This is a genomic window from Streptomyces sp. NPDC058239 (assembly GCF_042882185.1).
Taxonomy (GTDB): Bacteria; Actinomycetota; Actinomycetes; order Streptomycetales; family Streptomycetaceae; genus Streptomyces.
In genome coordinates this window covers 14,402-37,672 of the sequence record NZ_JBHVWS010000076.1, presented here as the reverse complement: position 1 = coordinate 37,672, position 23,271 = coordinate 14,402, and the positions used below count along the sequence as shown (strand labels likewise).

The 23,271-nt window shown below is 68.5% G+C and carries 15 protein-coding genes; 9 read left to right on the top strand and 6 right to left on the bottom strand.

Annotated elements, in window-relative coordinates; all coding sequences use genetic code 11:
• Window positions 1–513: 513 nt before the first annotated feature.
• A complete protein-coding gene (locus ACFVYE_RS42815; RefSeq protein ID WP_383978463.1) occupies window positions 514–1,494 on the bottom strand; it encodes a hydroxyacid dehydrogenase in 981 nt (326 codons plus the stop codon).
• Window positions 1,495–1,672: 178 nt separating this feature from the next.
• A complete protein-coding gene (locus ACFVYE_RS42810; RefSeq protein ID WP_389608835.1) occupies window positions 1,673–2,767 on the bottom strand; it encodes a substrate-binding domain-containing protein in 1,095 nt (364 codons plus the stop codon).
• A 227-nt stretch (window positions 2,768–2,994) separates the two neighbouring features.
• Here ACFVYE_RS42810 and ACFVYE_RS42805 point away from each other — a divergent pair, with 227 nt between their 5' ends.
• From ACFVYE_RS42805 to ACFVYE_RS42770, 8 genes are all read left to right on the top strand, one after another.
• On the top strand, window positions 2,995–5,010 hold the full coding sequence (locus tag ACFVYE_RS42805; protein ID WP_383978457.1) for a DUF2264 domain-containing protein: 2,016 nt from the start codon (window positions 2,995–2,997) through the stop codon (window positions 5,008–5,010).
• Between the two features lie 269 nt (window positions 5,011–5,279).
• Window positions 5,280–6,401, top strand: coding sequence for a substrate-binding domain-containing protein (locus tag ACFVYE_RS42800; RefSeq protein WP_383978460.1), 1,122 nt, complete (start codon window positions 5,280–5,282; stop codon window positions 6,399–6,401).
• A gap of 63 nt (window positions 6,402–6,464) precedes the next feature.
• On the top strand, window positions 6,465–10,364 hold the full coding sequence (locus ACFVYE_RS42795; RefSeq protein WP_389608832.1) for an endo-alpha-N-acetylgalactosaminidase family protein: 3,900 nt from the start codon (window positions 6,465–6,467) through the stop codon (window positions 10,362–10,364).
• A 170-nt stretch (window positions 10,365–10,534) separates the two neighbouring features.
• Complete coding sequence (locus ACFVYE_RS42790; RefSeq protein ID WP_383978765.1) at window positions 10,535–12,334, top strand: ABC transporter substrate-binding protein; 1,800 nt, start codon at window positions 10,535–10,537, stop codon at window positions 12,332–12,334.
• A 16-nt stretch (window positions 12,335–12,350) separates the two neighbouring features.
• Window positions 12,351–13,451 carry an ABC transporter permease gene (locus ACFVYE_RS42785; protein ID WP_389608829.1) on the top strand — a complete coding sequence of 367 codons (1,101 nt, stop codon included), beginning with the start codon at window positions 12,351–12,353 and terminating at the stop codon, window positions 13,449–13,451.
• A gap of 3 nt (window positions 13,452–13,454) precedes the next feature.
• Entirely contained in the window at window positions 13,455–14,390 is a 936-nt protein-coding gene (locus tag ACFVYE_RS42780) for an ABC transporter permease (protein ID WP_383979070.1), read from the top strand.
• Window positions 14,387–15,484, top strand: coding sequence for an ABC transporter ATP-binding protein (locus tag ACFVYE_RS42775; protein ID WP_389608827.1), 1,098 nt, complete (start codon window positions 14,387–14,389; stop codon window positions 15,482–15,484). Before ACFVYE_RS42780 ends, ACFVYE_RS42775 begins: the two co-directional genes overlap by 4 nt.
• Window positions 15,481–16,500: an ABC transporter ATP-binding protein gene (locus ACFVYE_RS42770; protein WP_383979075.1), complete on the top strand. Its 1,020-nt coding sequence runs from the start codon at window positions 15,481–15,483 to the stop codon at window positions 16,498–16,500. The genes ACFVYE_RS42775 and ACFVYE_RS42770 overlap by 4 nt, the downstream gene beginning before the upstream one ends.
• Before the next feature lie 699 nt (window positions 16,501–17,199).
• Here ACFVYE_RS42770 and ACFVYE_RS42765 read toward each other — a convergent pair.
• The gene (locus ACFVYE_RS42765; protein WP_389608824.1) at window positions 17,200–18,285 is read right to left on the bottom strand and encodes an integrase core domain-containing protein; all 1,086 of its coding nucleotides are present in this window, start codon (window positions 18,283–18,285) and stop codon (window positions 17,200–17,202) included.
• A gap of 295 nt (window positions 18,286–18,580) precedes the next feature.
• Between ACFVYE_RS42765 and ACFVYE_RS42760 the strand changes: the two genes are divergently transcribed.
• Window positions 18,581–19,105, top strand: a complete 525-nt coding sequence (locus ACFVYE_RS42760) for a hypothetical protein (protein ID WP_389608822.1) — start codon at window positions 18,581–18,583, stop codon at window positions 19,103–19,105.
• Between the two features lie 252 nt (window positions 19,106–19,357).
• Here ACFVYE_RS42760 and ACFVYE_RS42755 read toward each other — a convergent pair whose 3' ends face one another.
• From ACFVYE_RS42755 to ACFVYE_RS42745, 3 genes are read right to left on the bottom strand one after another with little or no spacing between them, the layout of a single operon-like run.
• Window positions 19,358–20,956 (bottom strand): argininosuccinate lyase, encoded by a 1,599-nt coding sequence (locus ACFVYE_RS42755; protein WP_383973502.1) that lies wholly within the window; start codon window positions 20,954–20,956, stop codon window positions 19,358–19,360.
• Window positions 20,953–22,209 (bottom strand): ATP-grasp domain-containing protein, encoded by a 1,257-nt coding sequence (locus ACFVYE_RS42750; protein ID WP_389608820.1) that lies wholly within the window; start codon window positions 22,207–22,209, stop codon window positions 20,953–20,955. Before ACFVYE_RS42750 ends, ACFVYE_RS42755 begins: the two co-directional genes overlap by 4 nt.
• A complete protein-coding gene (locus tag ACFVYE_RS42745) occupies window positions 22,206–23,270 on the bottom strand; it encodes a PLP-dependent cysteine synthase family protein (RefSeq protein ID WP_389608818.1) in 1,065 nt (354 codons plus the stop codon). The genes ACFVYE_RS42750 and ACFVYE_RS42745 overlap by 4 nt, the downstream gene beginning before the upstream one ends.
• Window position 23,271 lies beyond the last annotated feature (1 nt).

The following is a 23,271-nucleotide window of genomic DNA, read 5'->3' as shown; positions in this document are numbered from 1 at the left end:
CCCCTTGTACGACGGCGGCGTACTGCCCACGGACAACCCCCTCCACCATGATCAACCCGAAGATCATCCCACCCGTCAGCCAACGTGACAGTGCCGTTGGCGGAGCTCTGACCTGGTGTTGCTCATTCTGAGCAAGCGACTGTAGCGGGAGAAAGGAGGAGTGAATGGTCGCTGCTGTGAGTGGCATCGAACATCCTGCGGGTGCCTGTTTCCGTGAACACACACCCTTCCGGACTTGAGGAAGGCGACGGCGAGATCCTCGTAGGGGTCGTCCGGGGCACGGTGACCGGCATATGCCCCGACGCGCGGGTACAGTTCCATGCCGCTCTCGCGTCGCGCGGTCAGCGGGTCGCACACCGCGATCACACGGGGTCGGGAGTACCTTGCTCGGCGGCATGTCTGGCCAACTTGGACCACAGTCCCAGCCCATCATGCCGAGCCGCAGCTCCTCCCCGGTGTCTTCGAAAGTGACATCAGGTACGTCCTCTTATGCATGGTGGACGGAACTCGTGCCTATGCCATGCGTTCAAGTAGGCGAGCCGAGACGGGGTGGTTCAGCGGCTGGCTGTCGGCGAGGCGCTCCACTTCGCCAACAGCCAGTTCTCCCATGCGCAGCAGCTCGGTTCCCAGGGAGCCCGCAACGTGAGGCGTCAGCACGACGTGTGGGTGATCCCGCAGTGGACTGTCCGCGGGCAGTGGTTCCGGATCCGTGACATCGAGTACCGCGTACAACTGCCCGCTGCCCACGGCGGCCGTCAGTGCGGCGGTGTCGACCAGGTCGCCCCGCGCGGTGTTGATCAACGTGGCACCGGGGCGCATCGACGACAGTCGCCGCGTGTCCATGAGATGCCGCGTCTGGGGTAGCGACGGCGCGTGCAGGGAGACCACGTCGCTGGTGGATACGAGCTCGTCGAGCCCGAGCAGTCGTGCGCCCAGCGTCCCGGCCTCCGTCTCGGTGAGGTAGGGGTCACTGATGACGAGTTCGAGGTCGTAGTTCCGCAGCAGGGCGAGGACGCGGCGGCCGATGGCGGAGGCGCCGACGATCCCGATCTGCTTACGGTAGTTGCCCGCCGGACCGGACCCGTCGGGCGAGTCCACCTGTGCGTGGCCGGGTGCCTGCCGCGTGAGCAGCGGCAGGACACGCTTGTTGGCCAGGACGATCATGGCGACCGTGTACTCGGCGACGGGGACGGCATTGGCGGCAGCGGCCGATGAAACTGCGATTCCCCGCTCCCAACAGGCTGCCGTGACATGGTGCTTGACCGATCCGGCGGCATGGACAACGGCACGCAGGCGCGGTGCCAGCGCCAGCGCCTCGGCCGTGAGGGGCGGACATCCCCAGCCGGTGACAAGGATGTCGACGCGGGCGAGCGAGGCCTTCGACTGGGGCGAGGTGAACTCATGGAGCACCGGGGCTGGATCGAGATCTGTGGCCCTGCCCAGACGCCGCAGCAGTTCGTCGTCGAACAGGCGCCCTGCCAGGCCTTCGTGCATGGCGAGGGCAAGTCGGGGTCGGCTGTCGCTGGTCACGCGTCTCCTCGGCTGTGGATTTGATGTGCAGGTGGCGAGGCAATCCAATGACCGGTCAGTCGGCAGCGTCAACGATCACCCTGCTGACCGAAAGGAACCGAAAGCGAGGAGAGGAGATGATGAACAGGCAGGTGGCAGGCTGTCATCCGGCGCCGCAGGAGGAACGGATCACGAGCTTGGGCAGCAGTGCCATACGCCGGGTCGCCACCTCATCAGCCGGCGCGGCGATGCGTCGCATCACGGTGTCCACGGCGGTGCGGCCCACATCGAACTTGGGCGGGGCCACCGCGGTCAGCGGCACCTCGGCAAGTGCTGCCACCTCATCGTCGTAGGAGATGACCGCGAAGTCGCCGGGGACGTCCAGCCCGCGCTCCATGACTGCCCGCACGACCGCAGCCGCGTTTCCGTCCGAGTGCACGACGACGGCTCGCGTCCCGGTGCTCAGACAGCGGTCCACCAAGGATGCGACGGCCGCTGCGTTGCCCTTCGGGTCGAGGTCGCTGCGCGGCAGTTCTGTACGTTCCACGCCGCCGTCGGTCAGCCTCAGCCTGGCCAGCGCCTCCGCGTGGCCGTCGAAGAGCCACCGGGCCGTGGGGCTGCGCAGCCCGCCCGCCGCGGCCACCCGCGTATGCCCCAGGGAGACCAGATGTTCCACCGCGAGTTCGGTGCCCGCCGCATGGTCGGTGCGCACGTACTCGATGTGCGCGGCGGCCGTCCCCGATAGCGATCGCTCGACCAGTACGGTCGGCACGTCGAGTCCGCTCAGCCACTGCGTGGTCTCCGGATCCTCGTCAGGCGGTTGGGCGGTCGCGATCAGCAGCCCGTCCACGCCGCGGTTCAACATCCGGTCGACCTGCTGGCGTTCGAGGTCGTGGTCGTAGTGGGAGACGGCCAGAACGATCCGGGCACCGTGCCGCCCGGCAGCGGACTCCGCCCCCCGAATCACGCCTGGGTAGTAGTACACGGAGGACGGGACCACCAGGCCGACGGTGGCGCGGTGGGTGTCGCGCCTGCCCGCCTGCTTGCCTCGCATCCTCTTGCGCGCCGGCTCCGGCTGCTTGCCGGGTATGCTCGCTCCGCCGTAGACCCGCTCCAGCAGGCCGCGGTCGACGAGCGCACCGATGTCCCGCCGCAGAGTGACCGTCGAGACGCCGAGACGCCCGGCCATGTCCGTCACGCGCACACAGCCCTGACTCCGGGCCACTTGCATGATCGCCTCGTGACGCTCGACCGCCATCATCACGTGCTGTCCCCCGAATCGGCTGACGCTTACCCGGCCATGGGGCTACCTGGCCATCGGGCGTGGAGCGTACTGACTTTTCCGACCGATCGAAAGTCTCTGCTTTCGCTCTCCCCGCTCTCTTCGGTTCCCTTCGACTTCTTGTGACCGCCTTGATCGAACGGTCATGCTGGCGAACATTCCCATACCGTCGCGACTCAGAATGAGAGAACGAGGTGCCTCGCATGAGCCTGTCGCACCAGCCCTTGCCCCCCGAGGACCGGGAACTCTCCCCCTTCACCGGGTTCGGGCGGGCCCACTGGGTGGAGCTCGCGGACCAACTTCTCGTGGACGCACACCGGTTCGCCACTCCCTCGGGTGCGCGCATCGCCCTGCCGGGCCGTCCCTCGTCCTCGGGTCCCCACTCGGATCAGCTGGAGGGCTTCGCGCGGACCTTCCTGCTGTTCGCCTTCCGCGTGGCGGGCAGCGCAGGAGAAGCACCCGCCGGGTTGATCCAGTCGTACGCCGACGGTCTCGCCGCAGGTACCGACCCCGCTCATCCCGAGGCGTGGCCGAGGCTGGCCCAGGAGTGCCGGCAGACACTCGTGGAGGCGTGCTCGCTCGCGCTCGGTCTGCATCTGACCAGGCCGTGGCTGTGGAACCAGCTGCCGTCCGCAGTGCAGGAGCGGATCGTCGCGTGGTTCCAGGGTGCCTGGGGGCTGGTCATCCCGGACAACAACTGGCACATGTTCCGAGTGATCGTCGGCGAGTTCCTGGCGAGCGTCGGCGGGGCGCACGACCGCGCGGAGATGGACACCGACCTCGCCAGGATCGAGGAGTTCTACGTCGGCGACGGGTGGCACCGTGACGGCGGCGATGCCCGCAGCGCCGACTGCTTCGACCACTACTGCGGCTGGGCCATGCACACATATCCCGTGCTTTGGGCCTTGATGGCCGGGGAGCGCGGGAAGGCGCGACTGCCTGTCCTGCGAGAGCGACTGAGCCGGTTCCTGGAAGACTTCGCGCTGTTCTTCGGCTCCGACGGTGCGCCCATGCACCAAGGACGCTCCCTGATCTACCGGTTCGCTGCAACGGCGGCCCCCTGGGTCGGGGCGCTGGCCGACGCCACACCGCTCACCCCGGGGCAGACCAGACGGCTGGCGAGCGGCGCGTTGCGTCACTTCACCGACCGGGGCTTCCGCGACGACCGGGGGATCGCCACGCTCGGCTGGTACGGGGAGTTCCCGCCGCTGGTGCAGCGCTACTCAGGGCCTGGCTCGCCGTACTGGTTGTCCAAGGGCTTCCTCGGTTTGCTGCTGCCGGCGGATCACCCGTGCTGGACCGCGGTGGAGGAAGCGCTCCCCATCGAGTGCGCGGACCAGGTCAGGGCCCTGCCCTCCCCCGGCTTCGTCCTCTCGGCCACACGCGCCGACGGCGTCGTACGGCTGTTCAATCATGGCAGCGACAACGGGCACGCGCCCGGCGCCGCCGCTGATCCCCACTACGCGCGTCTGGCGTACTCAACAGCCACCGGCCCCGCCCATCCGAAACCCGGGCGGCCGCAGCACTCAGACAACCACGTCGGCCTTATGGACAGTGAGTTGGGATTGTCCCAGCGTCACCGCATCCACCGGCTGCGCGTCGTCGACCGCCACGCCGCGTCGTGGCACCGTCCCCTCTGGCCGGCCGCGCCGGACGGACAGGGACCCGCCCGTGCGGCGGACGCCCGTATCGAGACGGCGAGCGTGGTGTGGGGCCCGTACGAACTGCGCGTCCATCTCGTGGATGCTTCCCCCGGCCTACCGCTCTACCACAGTGGGTGGCAGGTAGCCGGGGAAACGCTGGTCCCACAACCGGACGGTGGGGACCGGTCTTCGGCCGTCACCATCGCCGGGCTCACCAGCAGCTTCGTCTCCCTGCACGGCCATGACCCGGTACGGCTCGCGAACGACGAAACCGCGAGCGCGTTCGGAGTGAGGACCGCCTTCCCTTACGCTATCGCCGAGCGAGCCGAACACCGCACGCTGCACGTGGCGCTCGTCGGACTCACCGGGCAGGGCGCGACAGCGCAAGTACCGGACGTGCGGTGCCGGACCGACGGAACCACGGTCACCGCACGATTCCCCGACGGCACCCGGGTCCTTGTCGCCCTGGGGCCGGCGCCCGCGCGTTCGCCCGAGCTGGGGCGACAGGTGCTGGAAGGGCCGGTGCGGTACGCGCGGCTGACTCCCGGAGAGCGGCCGGTCGTCGTCTCCCATTGAACGAACGACCCGACGGTCCGAGCGCCAGAAGAATGAGAGGAAGCAGAGGACACAGATGAGTACGTCACTGCCCGCCTCCCGAACGTGGTGTTTCCGATGACCGACGAACACAACGCCGACGTCGCCGGGCACGCCGGAGACCCAGTGGTGCGTGCTCCTGTGCAGTGATCGGCGCACATCAAGCAGCCCCCCGGCCCCCGCATCTCACGGGGTGCGCGTCGCGGAGGCCGGTGCGAAGCGCGGCTCCGGCCGCGGAAGGGGAGGTCCAGATGGTGACCCAGCCGTACGCCGCACGGGAGTTGAAGTTTCGACGCCTGGCGGCTGAGCTGCGCCGGGGGGTCCTGGACGGCACCTGGCCACAGGGCAGCAAGCTACCGACAGAGCAGGAACTGGCTGCGGAGACCGGCCTTTCGCTGACCACGGTCCGGCGTGCCTACGAAGTCCTCGTCGAGCAGCGGCTGGTCGAGCGGCGCCAGGGCGCCGGGACGTTCGCGGCGCCGCGGCCGGGCGCCGTCCGTCGTGCCTCCGCGGTGGTGGGGGTGCTGGTACCCACGACATCGTCGTACTACCCGAGAGTGCTTCAGGGGATCGAGGAGGCGCTGGCTGTCGCGGGGGCGCGCATGGTCCTGGCCTGCTCCCACTACGACCAGGTCGTCGAGCGCGAGGCGATCGACCGACTTGTCGGCTCCGGGGTGGACGGGCTGCTGCTGGTGCCCCAGCTGCACGAACTCGCCGATCCTCTGGGGCGGATGGCCGAACTGCTCGAATCGCCGGTGCCTGTGGTGCTGATGGAGCGCCGGCTGGCCGCCGCGGGGCCTCTCGATGCCACCGAACATGTGTGCACCGACCATGCCAGCGGCGCCTATGCCGCGGTACGGCACCTCCATGATCTCGGGCACCGCAGGATCGCGCTCCTGGTGCGTACCGACGGCCCGCACGCTGTGCCGATCTCCGCGGGGTTCGACCGTGCCGTCGGCGACCTCGGCCTTCTGGCGGCAGTCCGGGTCGGTGAGCCCTTGGAAGCGTGGGACTCGCGGCGCGCCGATGCCGCGATTGCCGTCCTGGCGGCCGACGGTGCAAGTGCCGCCCTGTGCTTCGGCGACCGTGAGGCCTCCCTGATCCTGGGGGCGGCGCGTAGAGCGGGGCTGCGGGTTCCGGAGGATCTCGCCCTGATCAGCTACGACAACGAGTTTGCCGATGTGGCCGAGGTACCGCTGACCGCGGTGTCGCCACCGAAGTATCGCCTGGGCAGGCTCGCCGCCGAGATCCTGCTGCAGCGCCTGGCCGACGACGGCACAGGCCCCGTGCACCAAGTGGGACTACGTCCCCGGATCGTGGTGCGGGCGTCCTGCGGCGGGAAATCCTCTTGGGGGCCGCGTAGTTCTTGTTGATTCCTATCGTCGCCGCTCAGCAGCATGAGCGTCCGTCCCCACCTGGGCACACGAAGGAGTCTCATGAGTACGACGGCCTGGAAGGCCTTGAACACCCCGAACGGTCGGTGGCAGCGCGGGCCTGTGGCGCGGAGACTGGCCGCGGTCGCGCTCTGCTGCGCACTCACCGTGGCTCTGCCGGCGCCCGCGGCCGCGGGCGCCGGCAGTGACGACGGGGGCGCGGACACGATCCCGATCTCGTCCCCCGAGCTGACCATTCAGGCCGACCCGAGCTTTCCCGCGGTCCGGCGTTACGACTGGCTGGCCGACGGTTCGGTCATGTACGGCCGCACGAAGGGCGCCCGGGGCGAAGTCGTCGTCAATGGAACGACGTACACACCCGGCGTCCGCAGCACGGCCGCGGCCGACGGCACGGCGGTCGACTACACGCTGCGCGTCGACGACCTGGATCTGACGCTCAAGGCCCGTCTCGCGGTCAGCGGCCATGTGCTCACCTTCAAGGTCACCGGCATCGACGAGAGCCCCGAGCACAAGTTGCGTACGCTGGCCATCCCCGACCAAGGGCTGATATCCGCCCGCTCCGACCAGCCAGGTGCCGAACTGGCCGACGCGCGACTTTCGTTCACCACCGCGTACAACAGCGAGAGCGACATCGACAAGCACATCAAGCTCGCGGACGCTCCCGTCGACAGCGCGCCGCGCGGCACCACCTACGCAATGCTCAACACCGACCATCTCGCCGCCGCCGTCGAGTCCAACTCGCTCGAGGACCAGTCGCGATTGCTGATCCGCACGGCGCAGACGGGCGAGGAGAAGACCACGTCCGTCTCGAGCGGGACCTGGACCTGGCGGCCCGAGCCCGTCGACGGGCAGGACCCGAAGCCCACCGAACTGCCCTACGCCAAGGTCGTCCTCACAGGTGACCGCAATGACGACGGTGCGGTCGACTGGCAGGACGGCGCGATGGCGTACCGGGAGATCATGTACCGGCCGCTGGGCGCCGAGCGGACCAAGGACTACGTGGTCTCCAACATCGAGTACAACACCAACAGCTTCGCCAGCCACCCTTTCACGCGTGTGCTCGACGACATCAAGAAGGGCAGCCTGCTCACCGACGGTCTCGGCCAGCTGGTGCAGCTCAAGGGATATCAGGCCGAGGGTCACGACAACGCGCACCCGGATTACGGCGGCCACATCAACAACGGCGCGGGCGGCCGCAAGGACCTCAACCTCCTGGTGGAGAAGGCGAAAAAGTACGACGCCGCCATCGGTGTCCACATCAATTCCACCGAGGCGTACCCGGATGCCAAGAGCTTCAGATGGGACATGACCAACGGGGCGGACGACCCGGGCTGGATCTACCGGGACGTCTCGTACCACATGAACCGGGACAAGGACGTCCAGACGGGCGCCTTCGGCAAGCGGCTCGACGGTCTGGCCAAGGATGTACCGGGCCTCGCGTTCATCTACAACGACGTGTACTTCGCCCGTGGATACAATGCCTATGAGCTGGCCAGGGCCGAGCAGGCTCATGGCTGGATGGTGCACACCGAGTTCGAGGACTTCCTCGACCGTGACGCGCTCTGGTATCACCGCTCGGGTCAGTACGAGGACAACGGTGTGCGCTCGCAGATCATCCGGTTCATCGAGAACACTGACCGCGACATCTGGTACCGCAAGGACGCCACGCTGCTCAAGGGCCTCTCGAACCTCTCCTACGGCGGCTGGATGGGCCAGACCGATCTGAAGGCCTGGCAGCAGAAGATCTTCACCAACAACCTGCCGACCAAGTTCATGCAGCACTTCCCGATCACCAAGTGGACCGACCACCGGATCGACTTCACGGACGGGGTGTACTCGACGGATGCCACCGGGACCTGGCAGCTCTTCCAGGGTGATACGAAACTCGCCCAGGGCAACAAGCTGTTCCTCCCCTGGGACCCGGAGAAGCAGAGCAAGATCTACCACTGGAACGACGACGGTGGCACCACCACCTGGAAGCTGCCCCCCAAGTGGCGCGGCCTGGATACCGTGTCCCTGTACCGGCTCACCGACACCGGCCGCAAGGAAAAGCAGACCCTGAAGGTCACGGACGGCGAGGTCACCATCACCGCCGACGCCCGCACCGGGTATGTCCTCTATCGCGGCAAAGCGGCGCGACAGCACACGGTGTGGGGCGAGGGTGCACTCGTCAAGGACGGGGCCTTCAACAGTCACACTCTCGACGCCTGGTCGAAGGCAGGCAGTGCAGGCATCGAGACGAGCGACAAGGGCTGGCAGTTCGCCCGCTTCGACGGGTCCGGGGCAGGGCGTCTCACGCAGCGGATCAGCGGCCTCGCTCCCGGCACCTACGAGGTGTCCGCCTACGTACGGGTCTCAGGCGGGCGCACCGCCACGCTGGGGGTGAGCGGTTACGGCGGCGATCCGGTCAGCAGATCCACGGGCACCTCGCCGGCCGAACTGAAGGATCCGGTGAATGTCTGGAACGGGACCAGATTCCAGAAGACGTACGCCGCGTTCACCGTCCCGCCGGGCCACAGCACGGCCACCGTCAGCCTGGCCGGAGCCGCGGGCGCTGACGGCAGCTCAGCCGACTTCGCCGACATACGCGTCAGTCCGACGCATGTCAGTGCCGAGAGTGCCAAGCACTATTTCTACGAGGACTTCGAGGCCGCAGATCGCGCCTGGGGACCGTTCGTCAACAGTGAGGGCTCCGGCAGCGACAACCCGCACAGTCACCGGGCCGAGCGTCACGATGGCTACACGCGGGACACGATCGACGGCGACTTCTCGTTCAAGTCCTTCCGCATCGGGCACGGTGACGTGTGGCGCACGGTGCCGGGGACGCTGACGTTCAAGGCAGGGCGCACTTATCGCGTAGGGCTGAAGTACCAGTCCGACGCAGCCGGCCAGTATCGGCTCCAGGTGCGCTCGGGGGGCAGCGACGAGCCGGAGCGCACGCTCGTCGACGACGCGCTACCGGCCACGACCGACAGGGCCCTCGACAGCTGGCCTGCCGCCGACGACCCCCGGCCCCAGGGATGGACCGACAGTGCGCCGCCGCAGGGCAGTGCGCCCAGCAAGGAGTACGGCACGGTCTTCAGCACCGGCGGTGCCCAGTGCGGCGACCCCTATCTGGCGCTGACCTCGGCCGGCGGCAACGGCGCTGTCACCGTCGACGACCTCGTGGTCGACGACCTCGGACCGGCTCCGGCAGGCTCCGCAGCCGAGTGCCCGTCCACGGGTGTGCTGAGCCTGTCCGTGGACGACATCCGGGCCGGTGCAGGCCAGGACGCGCCGGTCACGGCGACCCTCACGAACCACTCCGATGCACCCGTCACCGACATCGATGTGACGCTGACCGCGCCCAGTGGCTTCACCCTGGAGCCCACCTCACCGACCGCAGCAGTAACCCTCGCGCCCGGCGACAGTCTGAAGGCCACCTACAGGCTGCGGTCCCCGGCCGGCGCGAAACCGGGCTCCTACCACGTCAGCGGCGAGGCGAGCGCTACGTTCAAGAAGCAGCGTGTGACGGCACTCGCCGACAGCAAGGTGACGTTCAACTGCCGTCCAGGCGTGCGCTGCGAGGCGGAGGACGCCGTGCTACGGGGGACGACGACGGAGACCCTCGCCAGAGGACAGAGCGGCGACGGATACGTAAACTATCCCTCCGGCAACGGTGATTCCATCGAGTGGACCGTGGACGCGGAGCAGGCGGGCGACTACACCCTGGCCGTCCGCTACGCCCTGCTGTCCGGGGACAGGCCGCTGACGCTCACCGTCAACGGCACGGACATCGGGACGCAGTCCTGGCCTCTCACGGGCTCGTGGTCGACTTGGTCGGACAGGACGTTCCGGCTGCCACTCAAGGCGGGGGCCAATATCGTACGTCTCACGTCGGCCAAGGACGACGGACCGAACGTGGACTACCTGACCGCCACTTTGGCGGGCGCAGGCGGCTGAACTCCACTCTGACGAACTCGGGCCCAGGGGCCTGCCGCGGCAAGCCGGCACGCCCCTGGGCCCATCTTGTTCACGATTCGGCGCGACGGTTTCGATCTTCCTCCGAATGATCGATGTTGAACGGTTGAGGCAAGTTTCTGGCCGAGTTCCGAAGTGATCTCGTACAGTCCGTGCACTGCTTACCCGCGCAGTGGCGCAGCCCGGACGAGCTGCCGCCCCTGACGTTCCGCTCCGTCTCCCTGACGCCGTGGCCCGGGTACCTGTCATTCCCGTATCGCAAGGAGGACATTGTGCTGTCCATCGACAACGGCCGACGCAGACTGAGCACCATCGCGGTGACTGTCTGCCTCGTGGCAGGCCTGGGAGCCTGCACCAGCGGGACCACTGACGGCATCGGGGGCACGGGCGGCAAAGATGCTGCGTCGCTGACCATGACCGCTGGGGCCGTGACGACCTGGGCCCGCAACTTCAACATTTACTCGCCCGCCAGCGACAAGAGCCCCGCGCCGCGGCTGCTGTTCGAACCGCTGGTGCGCGTGGACTACACCCGGGGTGCCAAAGTGGACCCCTGGCTGGCCAAGTCCTTCGACTGGAACAGCAAGGGCACCGAACTCACCTTCCACTTGCGCACCGATGTTGCCTGGTCGGATGGTAAGAAGCTCACAGCCGACGACGTCGTCTACACACTGCGCCTCATGCTGGAGCACCCCGAACTCAACCGCGCCGGCGTCACCTACAAGAAGGTGACCAAGGTGGACGGCGCGACCGTCAAGGTCACCTGGGACCACGCGGCCTACTCCGAACTCAGCGGCTTCGGGACCGGCAACCTGGACATCGTTCCGCGACACCAGTGGGCCGGCAAGGACCTCAAGACCTGGACCAACAACAATCCGGTCGGCACCGGGCCGTACACCCTCGGCGGCTTCAGCAGCCAGCAGGTCACCTACAAGGCCCGCAACGACTACTGGGGCGCCCGAGTGGCCGTACCGACCATCAAGGTCCCAGCGCTCCTCGGCGACGCGACCAAGCCCAAGATGCTCACCGGTGAACTCGATCTGGCCACGTCCGCGTGGGCCGACGCCGACAAGGACTTCGTGGCGAAGAACCCGAAGACGAACGTCTACGCGGTGTACGCGACGGGCGGCAGCACGGCCCTCTACTTCAACAACGCCGTCGCCCCGTACGACGACGTCCATGTGCGGCGCGCCCTCTCCGCGGCCGTGGACGCCCAGAAGATGCTCTCGCTCAACAACACCGGCCAGGCCCCCGCGAACATCACCGGGCTCGACGAACAGGCCTATGGCGACGTCATCGCCGACGAGTACCGGGGCAAGGTCAACCAGCAGGACATCGCGCTCGCCCAGAGAGAACTCAAGGCCGGTGGCTACACGGTCAAGGATGGCAAGCTCGTCAAGGGCGGCAAGTCCTACCCCCTGGAACTGAAGATCGTCCAGGAGTACGCCAACTGGCAGGCCTACGCGCGTGGCTTCGCGGACCAGGCGAAGAAGGCCCTCGGCCTGAACGTCAAGGTGACGCCGGTGCAGTCCTCCAGCTTCGACCCCGAGGTCAACGAGGGCGACTACGGCATGGCCTTCAACTATGCCGGGAGCGGCACCGGGGTCTACAACTCCTACTCCGCCATGCTCGACAGCTCGTACGCCAAGCCGATCGGCAAGAACTCCAACTTCGACAATACCGAACGCTGGAAGGACCCGCAGACCGACCGCCTCCTCGACCAGCTGCGTGCGACGGACGACCCGGCGCGGATCAAAGAGATCTCGGCGAAGCTCGAGAAGATCGTCGCCGAACAGGTGCCGCTGCGTCCACTGTTCCAAAGCGTGTGGTTCATGGACATCAACACCAGCCGCTGGAAGGGCTGGCCCAAGCCCGGCACCGACGGCTACATCCCGCACTTCATGAACGGCCCGGACTTCACCCTGACCCTCCAGCACCTCAAGCCGGCCGAATAGGAACAAGGACCGCGCCATGACCGAATGCACCGCGGAGGAAACTCCTTCCTCCGCCACATCCGCAGCGGCCGGGGCCCCACCTGCCCCGGCCGCAGCGCCCCGGCGCCACCGTTCCTCCGGCCGCTGGCGGCCGCTGCGCAGGCGAATCGGCTTCTACCTGGTCGCCGCCTGGGCCGCTGTCACCGCAAACTTCCTCATCCCGCGCCTGATGCCCGGCGACCCCGCGGAGGTGATTCTCCGCCAGTTCCAGAAGACCTCGGGCGGAGAGCAGCTGCCGCCGGGGGCCGTCGAAAACATCCGGGCCTTGTTCGGCGACCCGAAAGCCAACCTGTTCCAGCAATACGTCGACTACCTCGGCAACCTCGCACATCTGGACCTCGGCGTCTCCGTGAGCCGGTTCCCCGTGCCCGTCTCCGACCTGATCACGACGGGCCTTCCCTGGACCCTGATGCTGGCCGGAATCTCCACTGTCCTCGCCTTCGTCATCGGGATTGTCCTCGGCGTCGTCGCCGGGTGGCGGCCGGGGCGCCTCGCCGACTCGGTGATGGCCCCGCTGGCGATGTTCACCACCTCCGTGCCGTACTTCTGGATCGCCCTGCTCGCGGTTTGGGTGCTCGGCTTCAAGCTGCGCTGGTTCCCGCTCTCCGGCGGATACGCACCCGACGCGACGCCCGGATCGATCGGCTATGTCCTGAGCTTGCTGCACTACGGAGCTCTGCCGGTGGCGACGATCATTCTCGCGTCCGCCGGAAGCTGGCTGGTGGGCATGCGCAACATGACGGTCACCACCGTCAGCGAGGACTACGTCCAGCTCGGACGCGCCAAGGGCCTGTCTCCCTGGCGGGTGATGACCCGCTACGGCGCCCGCAACGCGATCCTGCCCAGCTTCACCAGCTTCGCGCTGGCCCTCGGCCATGTCGTCGGCGGCTCCCTGCTCACCGAGATGGTCTTCTCCTACCCCGGTATCGGATTCCTGCTGTTCGACGCCATCGACAAGCGGGACTACCCCCTCATGCAGGCGGTCTTCCTGCTCGTGACCTTGGCGACCCTGTTCACCAACTTCGTCGCGGACTCCTTGTACACCCTCCTCGACCCGCGCACCCGGGAGGTGAGCTGAACCATGAAGGACTTCCTGCACAGCTGGAAGGTCCGCACGGGCCTCGCGATCCTGTTCCTGTACGGCCTGCTCGCGATCTTCGGCCCCAGCCTCAACTCCCTGCTCGGTCTGGACCCGCACGCCATCGACTACCAGGCCACCCAGCAGCCGCCGTCCGCCGCGCACTGGCTGGGTACGACAACCGGCGGAGAGGACGTCCTTGCGCAGCTGCTCGTCGGAACCCGCGGCTCGATCATGGTCGGGCTGATCGCCGGGACGATCAGCACCGCCATCGCGGTGCTTGTGGGAGTCATCGGCTCGTTCGCGGGCGGCCACGCCGACGGGTTCGCCAACTTTCTGACGAACCTCTTCCTCGTCGTCCCCGTCTTCCCGCTGATCCTCGTTGTCGCCGGATATCTGCAGGGCGGCGGGGTGCTGATGATCGGGCTCCTCATCGGCTTCTTCGGCTGGCCCGGCGGTGCGCGTACCCTGCGGGCCCAGACCCTGAGCCTGCGCCAGCGGGACTTCATCATGGCGATGCGCATGCTCGGTGAGCGCCGGTGGCGTCTGGTGTGCGTCGAGACGATGCCGCACCTGGCCGGCTGGATCTCCGCAATGTTCCTGCACGCGGTGGTCGGGGCGGTACTCGCCGAGGCCGGGCTCGCCTTTCTCGGTATCACCAGCCCTGATGCGGTCAGCTGGGGCACGATGATTCAGCAGGCCAACCAGCAGTCGGCGTTGCTGCGCGGAATGTGGTGGTGGTTCGTGCCACCGGGAGCCTGCATCGCCCTGCTCGGCCTGGCCACCGGTCTGGTGAACTTCGGCATCGACGAGATCGCCAACCCTCGTCTCAAAGCTGCACGGCGCAGCCTCGTCCGCCAGGTGGACAGGCGCGCCAAGGCGGCTGCCCGGCCGGCCCCGACGTCGGCCGCCCCGCACACCCAGGAGGTCCCGTCATGACCGGCGCCGTACACCCGGAGAGCGCGGTCGCGGCCGACCCCGCGCAGCACCGGCAGGACCTCCTGCTCGAGGTGAAGGACCTCACCGTCGAATACGTCAGGCCCGCGCCCGACCCCGGTGTCGTGGCCTGCCGCGATCTGACCTTCGACCTGCACCGGGGTGAAATCCTTGGGGTCGCGGGTGAGTCAGGATCGGGCAAGTCGACGCTGATCACTGCACTGACCCGCTTGCAGCGGATGCCCGCCGTGACCACGAACGGCTCGATCCTCCTGCACCGAGAGGGCTCCGCTCCCCTGGACCTGGTGGCGCAGCCGGAGCGCGCGCTGCGCCGGCTGCGGTGGAGTGAGATGGCGATCGTGATGCAGTCCGCCATGGATGCGCTCAATCCGGTGATGCGGCTCGGTGCGCAGTTCGCCGACGTGCTTCGGGCCCACGATCCGACGATGGGCAGGAAGGCCGCGTGGGAGCGGGCAGCCGAACTGGTCGCCATGGTCGGCATCTCCGCGGACCGGCTTCGCTCCTATCCGCACGAGCTGTCCGGCGGCATGCGTCAGCGCGCCTCGATCGCGCTCGCCCTGGCCTGCGAACCGTCCCTCATTGTGATGGACGAACCCACGACGGCCGTCGACGTGGTGATGCAGCGTCAGATCCTGTCGCAGGTGCTCCGCATGCGCGAACAGCTCAACTTTGCCGTGGTCTTCGTCACCCATGACCTGTCCCTGCTGCTCGAACTTGCCGACCGGATCGCGATCATGTACGCCGGACGCATTGTGGAGGAGGGGCCGGCGAAGGTTCTCTACGCCGACCCGAAACACCCCTATACACGCGGCCTGCGGGACTCGTTCCCGCCGCTCTTCGCGCCCAAGCGGCAATTGACCGGCATACCCGGCGCCCCGCCGAGCCTGGTGTCCCCTCCCGCAGGGTGTGCCTTCCACCCGCGCTGCGATCGGGCGTTCGCACCTTGCGACACCCGCACCCCCGAGCTCGTAGCGGCGGGAGACCGTCAGGTTGCCTGCCATCTACATACGTGCGGTCCCCTGCTTGCGGCCGAGCGTGCGGAACAATCCGCCCCACTCGAGGAGTTGAACCGGTGACGACCACCGTTCCCGCGCAGGCCCGTGAGCGGGTGCCCGTACTCGAGGCGGTCGGGGTGAGCCGCCACTTCGACGTCAGCCGCGGCCTCGGCCGACATCAGGTGGTGCGCGCCGTGGAACAAGCCCATCTCACGCTCCACCGGGGCGAGATCGTCGCCCTGGTGGGCGAGAGCGGCAGCGGTAAGACCACACTCGCCCGGCTCCTCGCCCTCTTCCACGGTGTCACGGCGGGGGAGATCCGGCTGAACGGCACCGCCGTACACCCGAAGTCCAAGGCCGCGCGGGCGTATCACTCGGCCGTACAGATGATCTTCCAGGACCCCTTCGGCTCACTCAACCCGCAGCGCAGGGTCCGGCACAACCTGGAAAGGGCGCTGCGGCTGCACGGCCATGCGGCGGCTTCGAAGAGCGAACGCAGGCTCCAGGTCCTCGAACTCCTGGAGAAGGTCAACCTCACACCGGCCGAGCAATTCATCGACAAGCTGCCCCACGAACTGTCCGGCGGCCAGCGTCAGCGCGTCGTGATCGCCCGTGCCCTCGCGGTCCGCCCCAGTGTCCTGATCGGCGACGAGCCGATCTCGATGCTCGATGTGTCGATCCGCCTGGACATGCTCAACCTCCTTGCCCGGTTGCGTGATGAGGAGGGTCTCAGCCTGCTGTACATCACCCACGACATCGCCAGCGCCCGCTATCTCGCGGACTCTATTCATGTCATGTACGCGGGACAGATCGTCGAGTCGGGGCCCACCGAAGAAGTCATCCAGCGCCCCAAACACCCCTATACAAAGCTCCTGTTGGATTCCTCGCCCGACCCCGAGCGGCTCCTTGCCCCGAACGCGGGCAGCGCCTTCGACATCACCTCGTCGCCAGGGGAACCGCCGAGCCTAATCGCCCCGCCGCCAGGCTGTCGCTTCCACCCGCGCTGCCCGCTGGCACGTGCCGAGTGCGGGCAGGCCGCACCGCCCCGGGTCGCCTTCCCCTCAGGGCAGGAGGTGGACTGCGTCCTGCACGCCTGAGACGGTCCGGCTTCCGGTGAGCACGCCCCCGCGAAACTCACCGGAAGCAGAGCTCGTCCTGCCTTGCGCGGAAACGGGCGTGCGCACCGGCGCACTTCGGGTCGCCGATCGCATTGCGTCTCACCTCGGTCGGCCGCCGGGTCATACGTTTCATCAATCTCTGTGTCGCCTCATGGCGACCTCAGGAGGACAGGAGTGCCGTTTCATTTTCGGAAGAGGCATCGGCCTATGGCCGTCGTACTGGCCTTCGCGTCCGTCATCGCTGTGGTCGTTCAGCCGGGGGTCTCTTCAGCGTCCGTCGGCGACGGAGCGAGCACCGCATGGCACGACGGCGCGTCGGGAATGCGAGGTCCCGCCGGGGTGCATTTCGCTGCCCACGTTCTCGACCCGGTGGCCACGGCGGCAGCTTTGGGGGAGGATCCCGCAGCCGAGCTGATCATCAACTGACCGGGACCGTCGGCTGCGACAGGCCGACGGTCGGAGGCTGCTGCAGGGCCGTCGATCCGCAAGAGTACTCGCCGTAGGCCGTCGAGCCGCGGGCGAAGAGCGCATCGGGCCTGCGGGACGTGGGCTTTGGCCGCGAGCACCTCGGTCCCCGCAGGCCCGGACCGCAAGCCCACCATGCCCCAACGCGCCGTCAGGCACCGACATACTCAACAACTTGACAGCGTGTGGGGCTCGGAAAGTCGTCGCTGCAGGTCAAGCCGCATAGCGGTACTCGTTAATGGCGCCGCCGAGGATGCGGGTGCGCAGGAGTCTGCGGACTTCGAGGTCGTGCACGGTGATGGGCTGCTGGTCGGCGCCCGGAGGTAGTTGGTTGCGTGCTCGGTGGGGGCGGTGCTCGTTGTAGTGCCGCTCGTAGGCGGCCAGGACGTGCCGGGCGTGGGCCTCGTTCATGATGAGGACATGGTCGAGGGCCTCACGCCGGATGCTGCCGATCACCCGCTCGCAGTGGGCGTTCATCCGAGGAGCTCGCGGTGCACTCTTGAGGATCTCCATCTCCTCGGCCTCGAAGACGGCGTCGAAGGACTGGCCGTACTTGCCGTCGCGGTCACGTAGGAGGAAGCGCAGGGGTTCCATGCGCGTGCAGAGGTCGGTGGTCAGGTTCCGCGCCTGTTGCACTGCCCACTCGCGGGTGGGGTGGGCGGTGATGCCGGCGATGTGTAGGCGCCGGGTGCCGTGTTCGAGGAACGTCAGCGCGTACAGGCGTCTGCCGAGGACAGTGTCGATATGCAAGAAGTCGACGGCGATGATGCCCTGGGCCTGGTTCGTGAGGAACTCCCGCCAGGTCGGGCCGGCGCGGCGTGGGGCCGGGTCGATGCCCGCCGCGTGGAGGATCTTCCATACCGTGGATGCGGCGATGGGGTGTCCGAGTCGGGCCAGCTCGCCTTGGATCCGCCGGTGCCCCCACGGCGCGTTCTCTCGAGCGAGCTGCAGGATCAGCTTCTTGAGCGCTGCCTTGGTCGGCGGCCGTCCGGTGGGGGCGCGCCGGGCGCTATAGTCCCACTTCGCCGCGATGAACCTGCGATGCCAGGCCAACAGGGTCCCGGGAGTAACCGCGAAGACCTCGTGCCAGCGGCGACGGGGTATCAGGCTGGAGAGTACAGCCAACCAGAACCGGTCCGCTGGCTCGTAACGGACCGGGCGGGCGAACTGACGGCGCAGCACCGCATTCTCATGCCGGAGGACGAGCAACTCGGCTTCCTTATCGGTGTCGCGGCGCAGGAGCACCCCAGGGACGGACAGCAGCCTGCGGGCCACCTTGTACAGCATCGAGATGATCACGCCGACATGGTCCCAGCCGAGAACGCTCTACCGGTCCCGACCTGCGGCGATGACTTTACGAGCCCCGCAGGGTTCCTGCGCAGGCGATCACGGGGTGGCACGGGGTTCCGCCGCGGGCACACGCGCACGGCTTCGGCGGAGCCCTGTTCCAGCGGGGACGACGGACCGTGAACTCATCGATCACCTCTTGACCGTGAACCTCGACACGTGACCACCGCCTTCGAACTCGACCCCCTACCTCCTGCCGCTTCCCAACCCGACTACCCCGGTCGTTCCCGCGCCCCTGGTCACCGCCATGCACGCTCACCTCAACACCCAGTACGGGGATCCGGTCTGGCCCCTTGCCCCGATGACCGAGAACCCCGGCGCGAGCAAGCAGACGATCAACTGGGCCAACTGCCCGGCCATGTTCCAGGACGAGATCCGGCTGGCCGCCCGGAACCTGATCAACGGTCATCTGCGGCCAACCTTTCTCCAAGAACGAGGCAGCCGGATGCGCAGCCGCCTCGGTGCCGACGGCACGGGCGAGGCAGTACGGCGCTGGATGCGCCTGGCTTCCTGGCTGGAAGGCCGCGGCATATCCAGCCTCGCCGAATGCGGAACTGCCGTCCTGCATGCCTACGGCCTGCACCTTCTCGAAACGGCGGGCAACCGCGACTCGCATCAGAAGATCTTGGACTCTTTGACCCGGCTCTGGGCGTTCGACCAGCTCAACGCCCGCCCGAACGGCATCGGACGGCCGCCCTGGGACGAGGTAGGCGCTGACGACTGCCTGCCTCCCGCGTCCGCCTCCCTCTCTGAAATCTGTTTCTGCGGGTGACACGGCGTGGAGCGGCTGATCCAGGCATCGGCCCGGAGCGGAGCCAGACTCCGAGTTCGCGGGGGTGTAAGGCCGAGGTGGGGCCCTCTCCTTCCATTGCCCTGGTCCAGTTCACCGCCTGCGGCGACCGTCTCTGTCCGGCCCCAGGGGCCGGAACACGGTTGGCACCGGGGAGCCCCGCGGTTGAGATCTTTCCCTTGGCGGGTATCGACTTTGCCGACGCAGACGACGTCGATACCCCGAGTTGGCACATCATGGCTGTACAGACGCGCTTGGGAGCGGCGACATCAACCTTTCCACTGCTTGATCGAGCACGGCCGCCCCGGCCGCCCACCGGTTCCTGCGTTCGGCACCCTCGACCTGCGCTGCCTTGAGATCGGACCGGAGCTCGGCCATTGCGCGTACGATGCTTTCACCGCCAGGTCCACCACCGTACGTGGAGGCCTGCGCGACAGCCGTCGGTTCCAGCCAGTCATCCGCCATGCCCACAGTCTGTGGGCCGCTGCCCGCGGGTTCCGCGGCGGAGTGGTGTGGCGCCAGGCGGGCGATCTCCGGAACGTCGCGGGCGGCCTCCGCGAGGGATCGCGAAGTGTCGAGGGCGTGCAGCACCGTCTTGCCGACCAAATGGTGCGCGCTGCGGAACGGCATCCCTGCTGCGACCAGCCGCTCGGCCAGGTACGTGGCCGGAGTGAACCCGTCGACGGCCCGCTGCAGCATGCGCTCGGCATCCGGCGTGGCGCCCCGCACGACGAGGCGCAGCAGCGTCACCGCCTCCGTCGTGTTCCTCAGACCGGGCCACGTGTGCCGCAGCGCCTCGGTGCCCACCGCGATGGCGTTGGTGTACGTCGCCGTGGCCATCGAGGAGGCGGCAGCCGTGAACGCGCCGAAGCTCGCCGTCGCCCGACCCTGGATGTGCTCCAGGAGGAACGGGTTCCGCTTTTGCGGCATCATCGAGCTGGAGCCCACGAGGTCGTCGGCGAGGTGCACGAGGGCAGCCTCCTCTGACGTCCAGGCCGTGAAGTCCCGCGCGGCGCGAGCGACCGAGACACCCAGGCCACTGGCCGCCCCCAGCAGCCTGAGCGCGAAGTCCCGGGAGGCCACCGCATCCACCGAGTTGGGAGCCGGCGCCGTGAACCCGAGGAGGACGGTCGTACGCTCCGGGTCGATGGCCACGGACGTTCCGCCGACTGCGCCTGCGCCCAGCGGGTTGACATCGAGCTCCCGCCCGGCGTGCAGCAGGTCCGCGAGCGCACGGATCACGGAACAGCCCACTCCGACCAGGTAGTGGCCGTACGTGATGGGGACCGCGGGCTGCCCGTGGGTGTACGCGGGCATGACGACGGACCGGTGCTCCTCGGCCTGGTCCAGGAGGGCGGTGGCGAGCGCCTCCGTGGCCTCCACGAGGCGCAGGAAGTGCTGCCGCCCTCGAAGCCGGGCCGTCGTCGCGTTGAGGTCGTTGCGGGACCGGCCGGTGTGCATCACGCCGCCGATCTCCTCGCCGAGCCGCTCCGTCAGGGTGCCCTCGTAGGCGAGGTAGACGCCCCGCGGCATGGGTCTGGCCCGTACCGGCGCGAAGTCCGAGTGGCGCAGATCATCGATCGCGTGGAGCAGCGCGGCCGCGTGCGCGGGGTCCACGATGCCGCGCTCGGCGAGCATCACCAGATGGGCGCGGTCGACCTCGCTGATGAGGCGGAGCTCCTCGCCGAGTCCGTCTGCCGTGCGGTCGGCCGGCAGGTACTGGTCGTAGACGATCGCATGGGCCTCGTCGTTCAGCCCGGTGCTCAGCCTTCCGGTGTTCACGCCGGGGCCGGCCGCGGCAGCTGCTGTACCGGTGGTGTGCTGGGTGCTCATGCGGGTGACTCCCCGGTCGTCGGGTGTAGTGCGCCTGCCAGTTCGCGCAGCGCGTTCTCGGCGGCTCCGCCGGAGAGCGCCGAGTCGTCGGCCGTGGCGATGACGTGTCCGAGCCGGCCCCGGAAGTCGCGGGCGGGTTCCACGGGCTCGCCGGGAGCCCGGTAGAGCACGGCCGTCTCCGTGTGCGGCACGGCACGGGCCGCGGCCAGCGCCCGCTCGGTCCCGATGCGGTCGCCGAGGAATCCCCGGCGGTCCGCGGTGAGGAAACGGATGGCCGCCGTCCGTGAGATGGCCTGCGGTGTGACGGCCGGGTCCGCACCGACGGCCGCACAGACCTGGCCGTCCACCAGGTCGATGCCGAGGACGTGCCGGACGAGCTCCGGGATCATGCCGCCGGCCAGCCGGGGATTGACCTCGACGACGCGGACGTCGCCGCCCTCCATGCGCAGCTCGACGTGCGCGGCGCCCCAGCCGAGTCCGAGTGCCTTCACCGCGCGCACGGCCTGCTCGCGCAGAGCGGCCGCGTCGGCCTCCGGCAGCGCGGCCGGAGCGTCGTGGCCCAGCTCGACGAAATCGGGCAGCGGGCCCAGATGCTTCGCGATGACGACCACCGCCGTGTGCCCGAACACCTCCACCGAGTACTCGTCGCCGCGCAGGTACTCCTCGACGAGTATGTCCCGCGGCACCGCGACGCCCCGCTCGTTCACCGCCGCGGCCGTCAGCACGGCGGCGTGGGCCGCGACCTCGTCGCCGTCCGCACACAGCCGAACCCCGAGGCTCCCGGAACCCTGGACCGGTTTCAGCACGACGGGACACCCGATCCGGTCGGCGGCGGCCCGCGCCTCGTCCGCAGTGCCGACACGCTCGTGTGCGGGGACGGCCACGCCCCCTTCGCCCAGGAGGCGCCGCTGCCGTGCCTTGTCGCGGCAGTCGCGCACGGCTTCGACGTCGGGGCCGGGCAGGCCGAGGGCGCGCGCGGTCGCTGCGGCCGTGGCCACGTAGTACTCCGAGCTGGAGGTGACCCCAGCTATCGGCCCGTCCTCCTGCAGCCGCCGCGCGGCGGCGAGGACCGCGTGCTCGTCCGCAGTGTCGACGACGACGGCGCGCACGTCGTCCTCGGCCACGTACGGGTAGCGCCCGGGATCCGCGCACAACAGGACGGGCCGGATTCCCCGGCTCCTGGCCCGCTGGGCGAACTGCCGCCCCGTTCCCGTCGTGTTGCTCTCGACCAGTAGCAGCATGGGCTGAGTCATGCGATGCTCCCCTGCGTCTCCAGGCCGGTGAAGGCGCCCACGTCTTCGTACGTACGGCGGTTCCACAGAAGCCTGGACCAGCTCCCGCCGTCCTCGCCGGGCTGCTCCACGAGCCGCGGCCCCGCGGTGGCCGGCGCGGTCCGGACACCCTGTTCACGCAGCCAGACGTCGTTGTAGACGGTGGACTGGTAGCGGTACCCCTCGTCCGGGAGCACCATCAGCACCTTGTCGTCCGGATTGAGCCGCGCCCACCACGAGGCGACCAGGAAGGCGGCGCCGCTGGTCGGACCCATGAACAGGCCGTGACGCCGGTAGAGTTCACGGGTGGCGTGGAAGACCTCGCCGGGCACCACCCAGTGGACTTCGTCGTACGCCGCGTGCACGACGTTCCCCGGAACGATGCTGCTGCCCAGGCCCCTGAGCAGCCGCGGCCCCTCCGGCGCCTTGAAGATGACGGAGCCGTGCGTGTCGACGCCGATCAGGCGCAGCCCGGGGGTGTCCGAGCGCAGCGTCGAGGCGATGCCGCACGTGGAACCCCCCGAACCGACTGGTCCGACCACGCAGTCGACCGCCCCCAGGGTCCGGGACACCAGCCGGCCCACCGAGGCGTAGGCGGCAGGGTTGTCGGGATTGGTGTACTGCTGCGGGACGAAGCTGCCCGGCCTCGCCCGGCACAGCTCCGCCACCCTGGCCAGCCGCGCCCCCTGGATGCCGCCGGGCTGCCCGCGGTCCTCGACGAGCTCGACCTCAGCGCCGAGCATTTCCAGGCGGTTGCGCAGGTCGTCGTCGATGGACCGGTCACCGACGATGGTGAGCGGGAACCCCCGCTGCCGGCAGACCAGGGCAAGGCCCAGGGCGAACGTGCCGGAGGACGTCTCGATGACCGGAGTGCCCGGGACCAGGTCTCCGGCGGCCATGGCCCGGTCGATGATGTAGCGGGCCGGGAGGAGCTTCATCAGGGTGAACGCGGCGGCGTAGAGGTTCCCGCCGACATGGATGATCTTCGGCAGTTCCACCGCCTCGATCACCGAGGGATAGGCGCTTGACTGATGGGTTGACATG

Excerpts from the sequence above, each read along its gene's own strand:
- ACFVYE_RS42760 (WP_389608822.1), top strand. The coding sequence starts at position 18,581 with ATGCACGCTCACCTCAACACCCAGTACGGGGATCCGGTCTGGCCCCTT.
- ACFVYE_RS42785 (WP_389608829.1), top strand. The coding sequence starts at position 12,351 with ATGACCGAATGCACCGCGGAGGAAACTCCTTCCTCCGCCACATCCGCA.
- ACFVYE_RS42745 (WP_389608818.1), bottom strand. The coding sequence starts at position 23,270 with ATGTCAACCCATCAGTCAAGCGCCTATCCCTCGGTGATCGAGGCGGTG.
- ACFVYE_RS42800 (WP_383978460.1), top strand. The coding sequence starts at position 5,280 with ATGGTGACCCAGCCGTACGCCGCACGGGAGTTGAAGTTTCGACGCCTG.
- ACFVYE_RS42775 (WP_389608827.1), top strand. The coding sequence starts at position 14,387 with ATGACCGGCGCCGTACACCCGGAGAGCGCGGTCGCGGCCGACCCCGCG.
- ACFVYE_RS42795 (WP_389608832.1), top strand. The coding sequence starts at position 6,465 with ATGAGTACGACGGCCTGGAAGGCCTTGAACACCCCGAACGGTCGGTGG.
- ACFVYE_RS42805 (WP_383978457.1), top strand. The coding sequence starts at position 2,995 with ATGAGCCTGTCGCACCAGCCCTTGCCCCCCGAGGACCGGGAACTCTCC.
- ACFVYE_RS42755 (WP_383973502.1), bottom strand. The coding sequence starts at position 20,956 with ATGAGCACCCAGCACACCACCGGTACAGCAGCTGCCGCGGCCGGCCCC.
- ACFVYE_RS42815 (WP_383978463.1), bottom strand. The coding sequence starts at position 1,494 with ATGCACGAAGGCCTGGCAGGGCGCCTGTTCGACGACGAACTGCTGCGG.
- ACFVYE_RS42810 (WP_389608835.1), bottom strand. The coding sequence starts at position 2,767 with ATGGCGGTCGAGCGTCACGAGGCGATCATGCAAGTGGCCCGGAGTCAG.
- ACFVYE_RS42780 (WP_383979070.1), top strand. The coding sequence starts at position 13,455 with ATGAAGGACTTCCTGCACAGCTGGAAGGTCCGCACGGGCCTCGCGATC.
- ACFVYE_RS42750 (WP_389608820.1), bottom strand. The coding sequence starts at position 22,209 with ATGACTCAGCCCATGCTGCTACTGGTCGAGAGCAACACGACGGGAACG.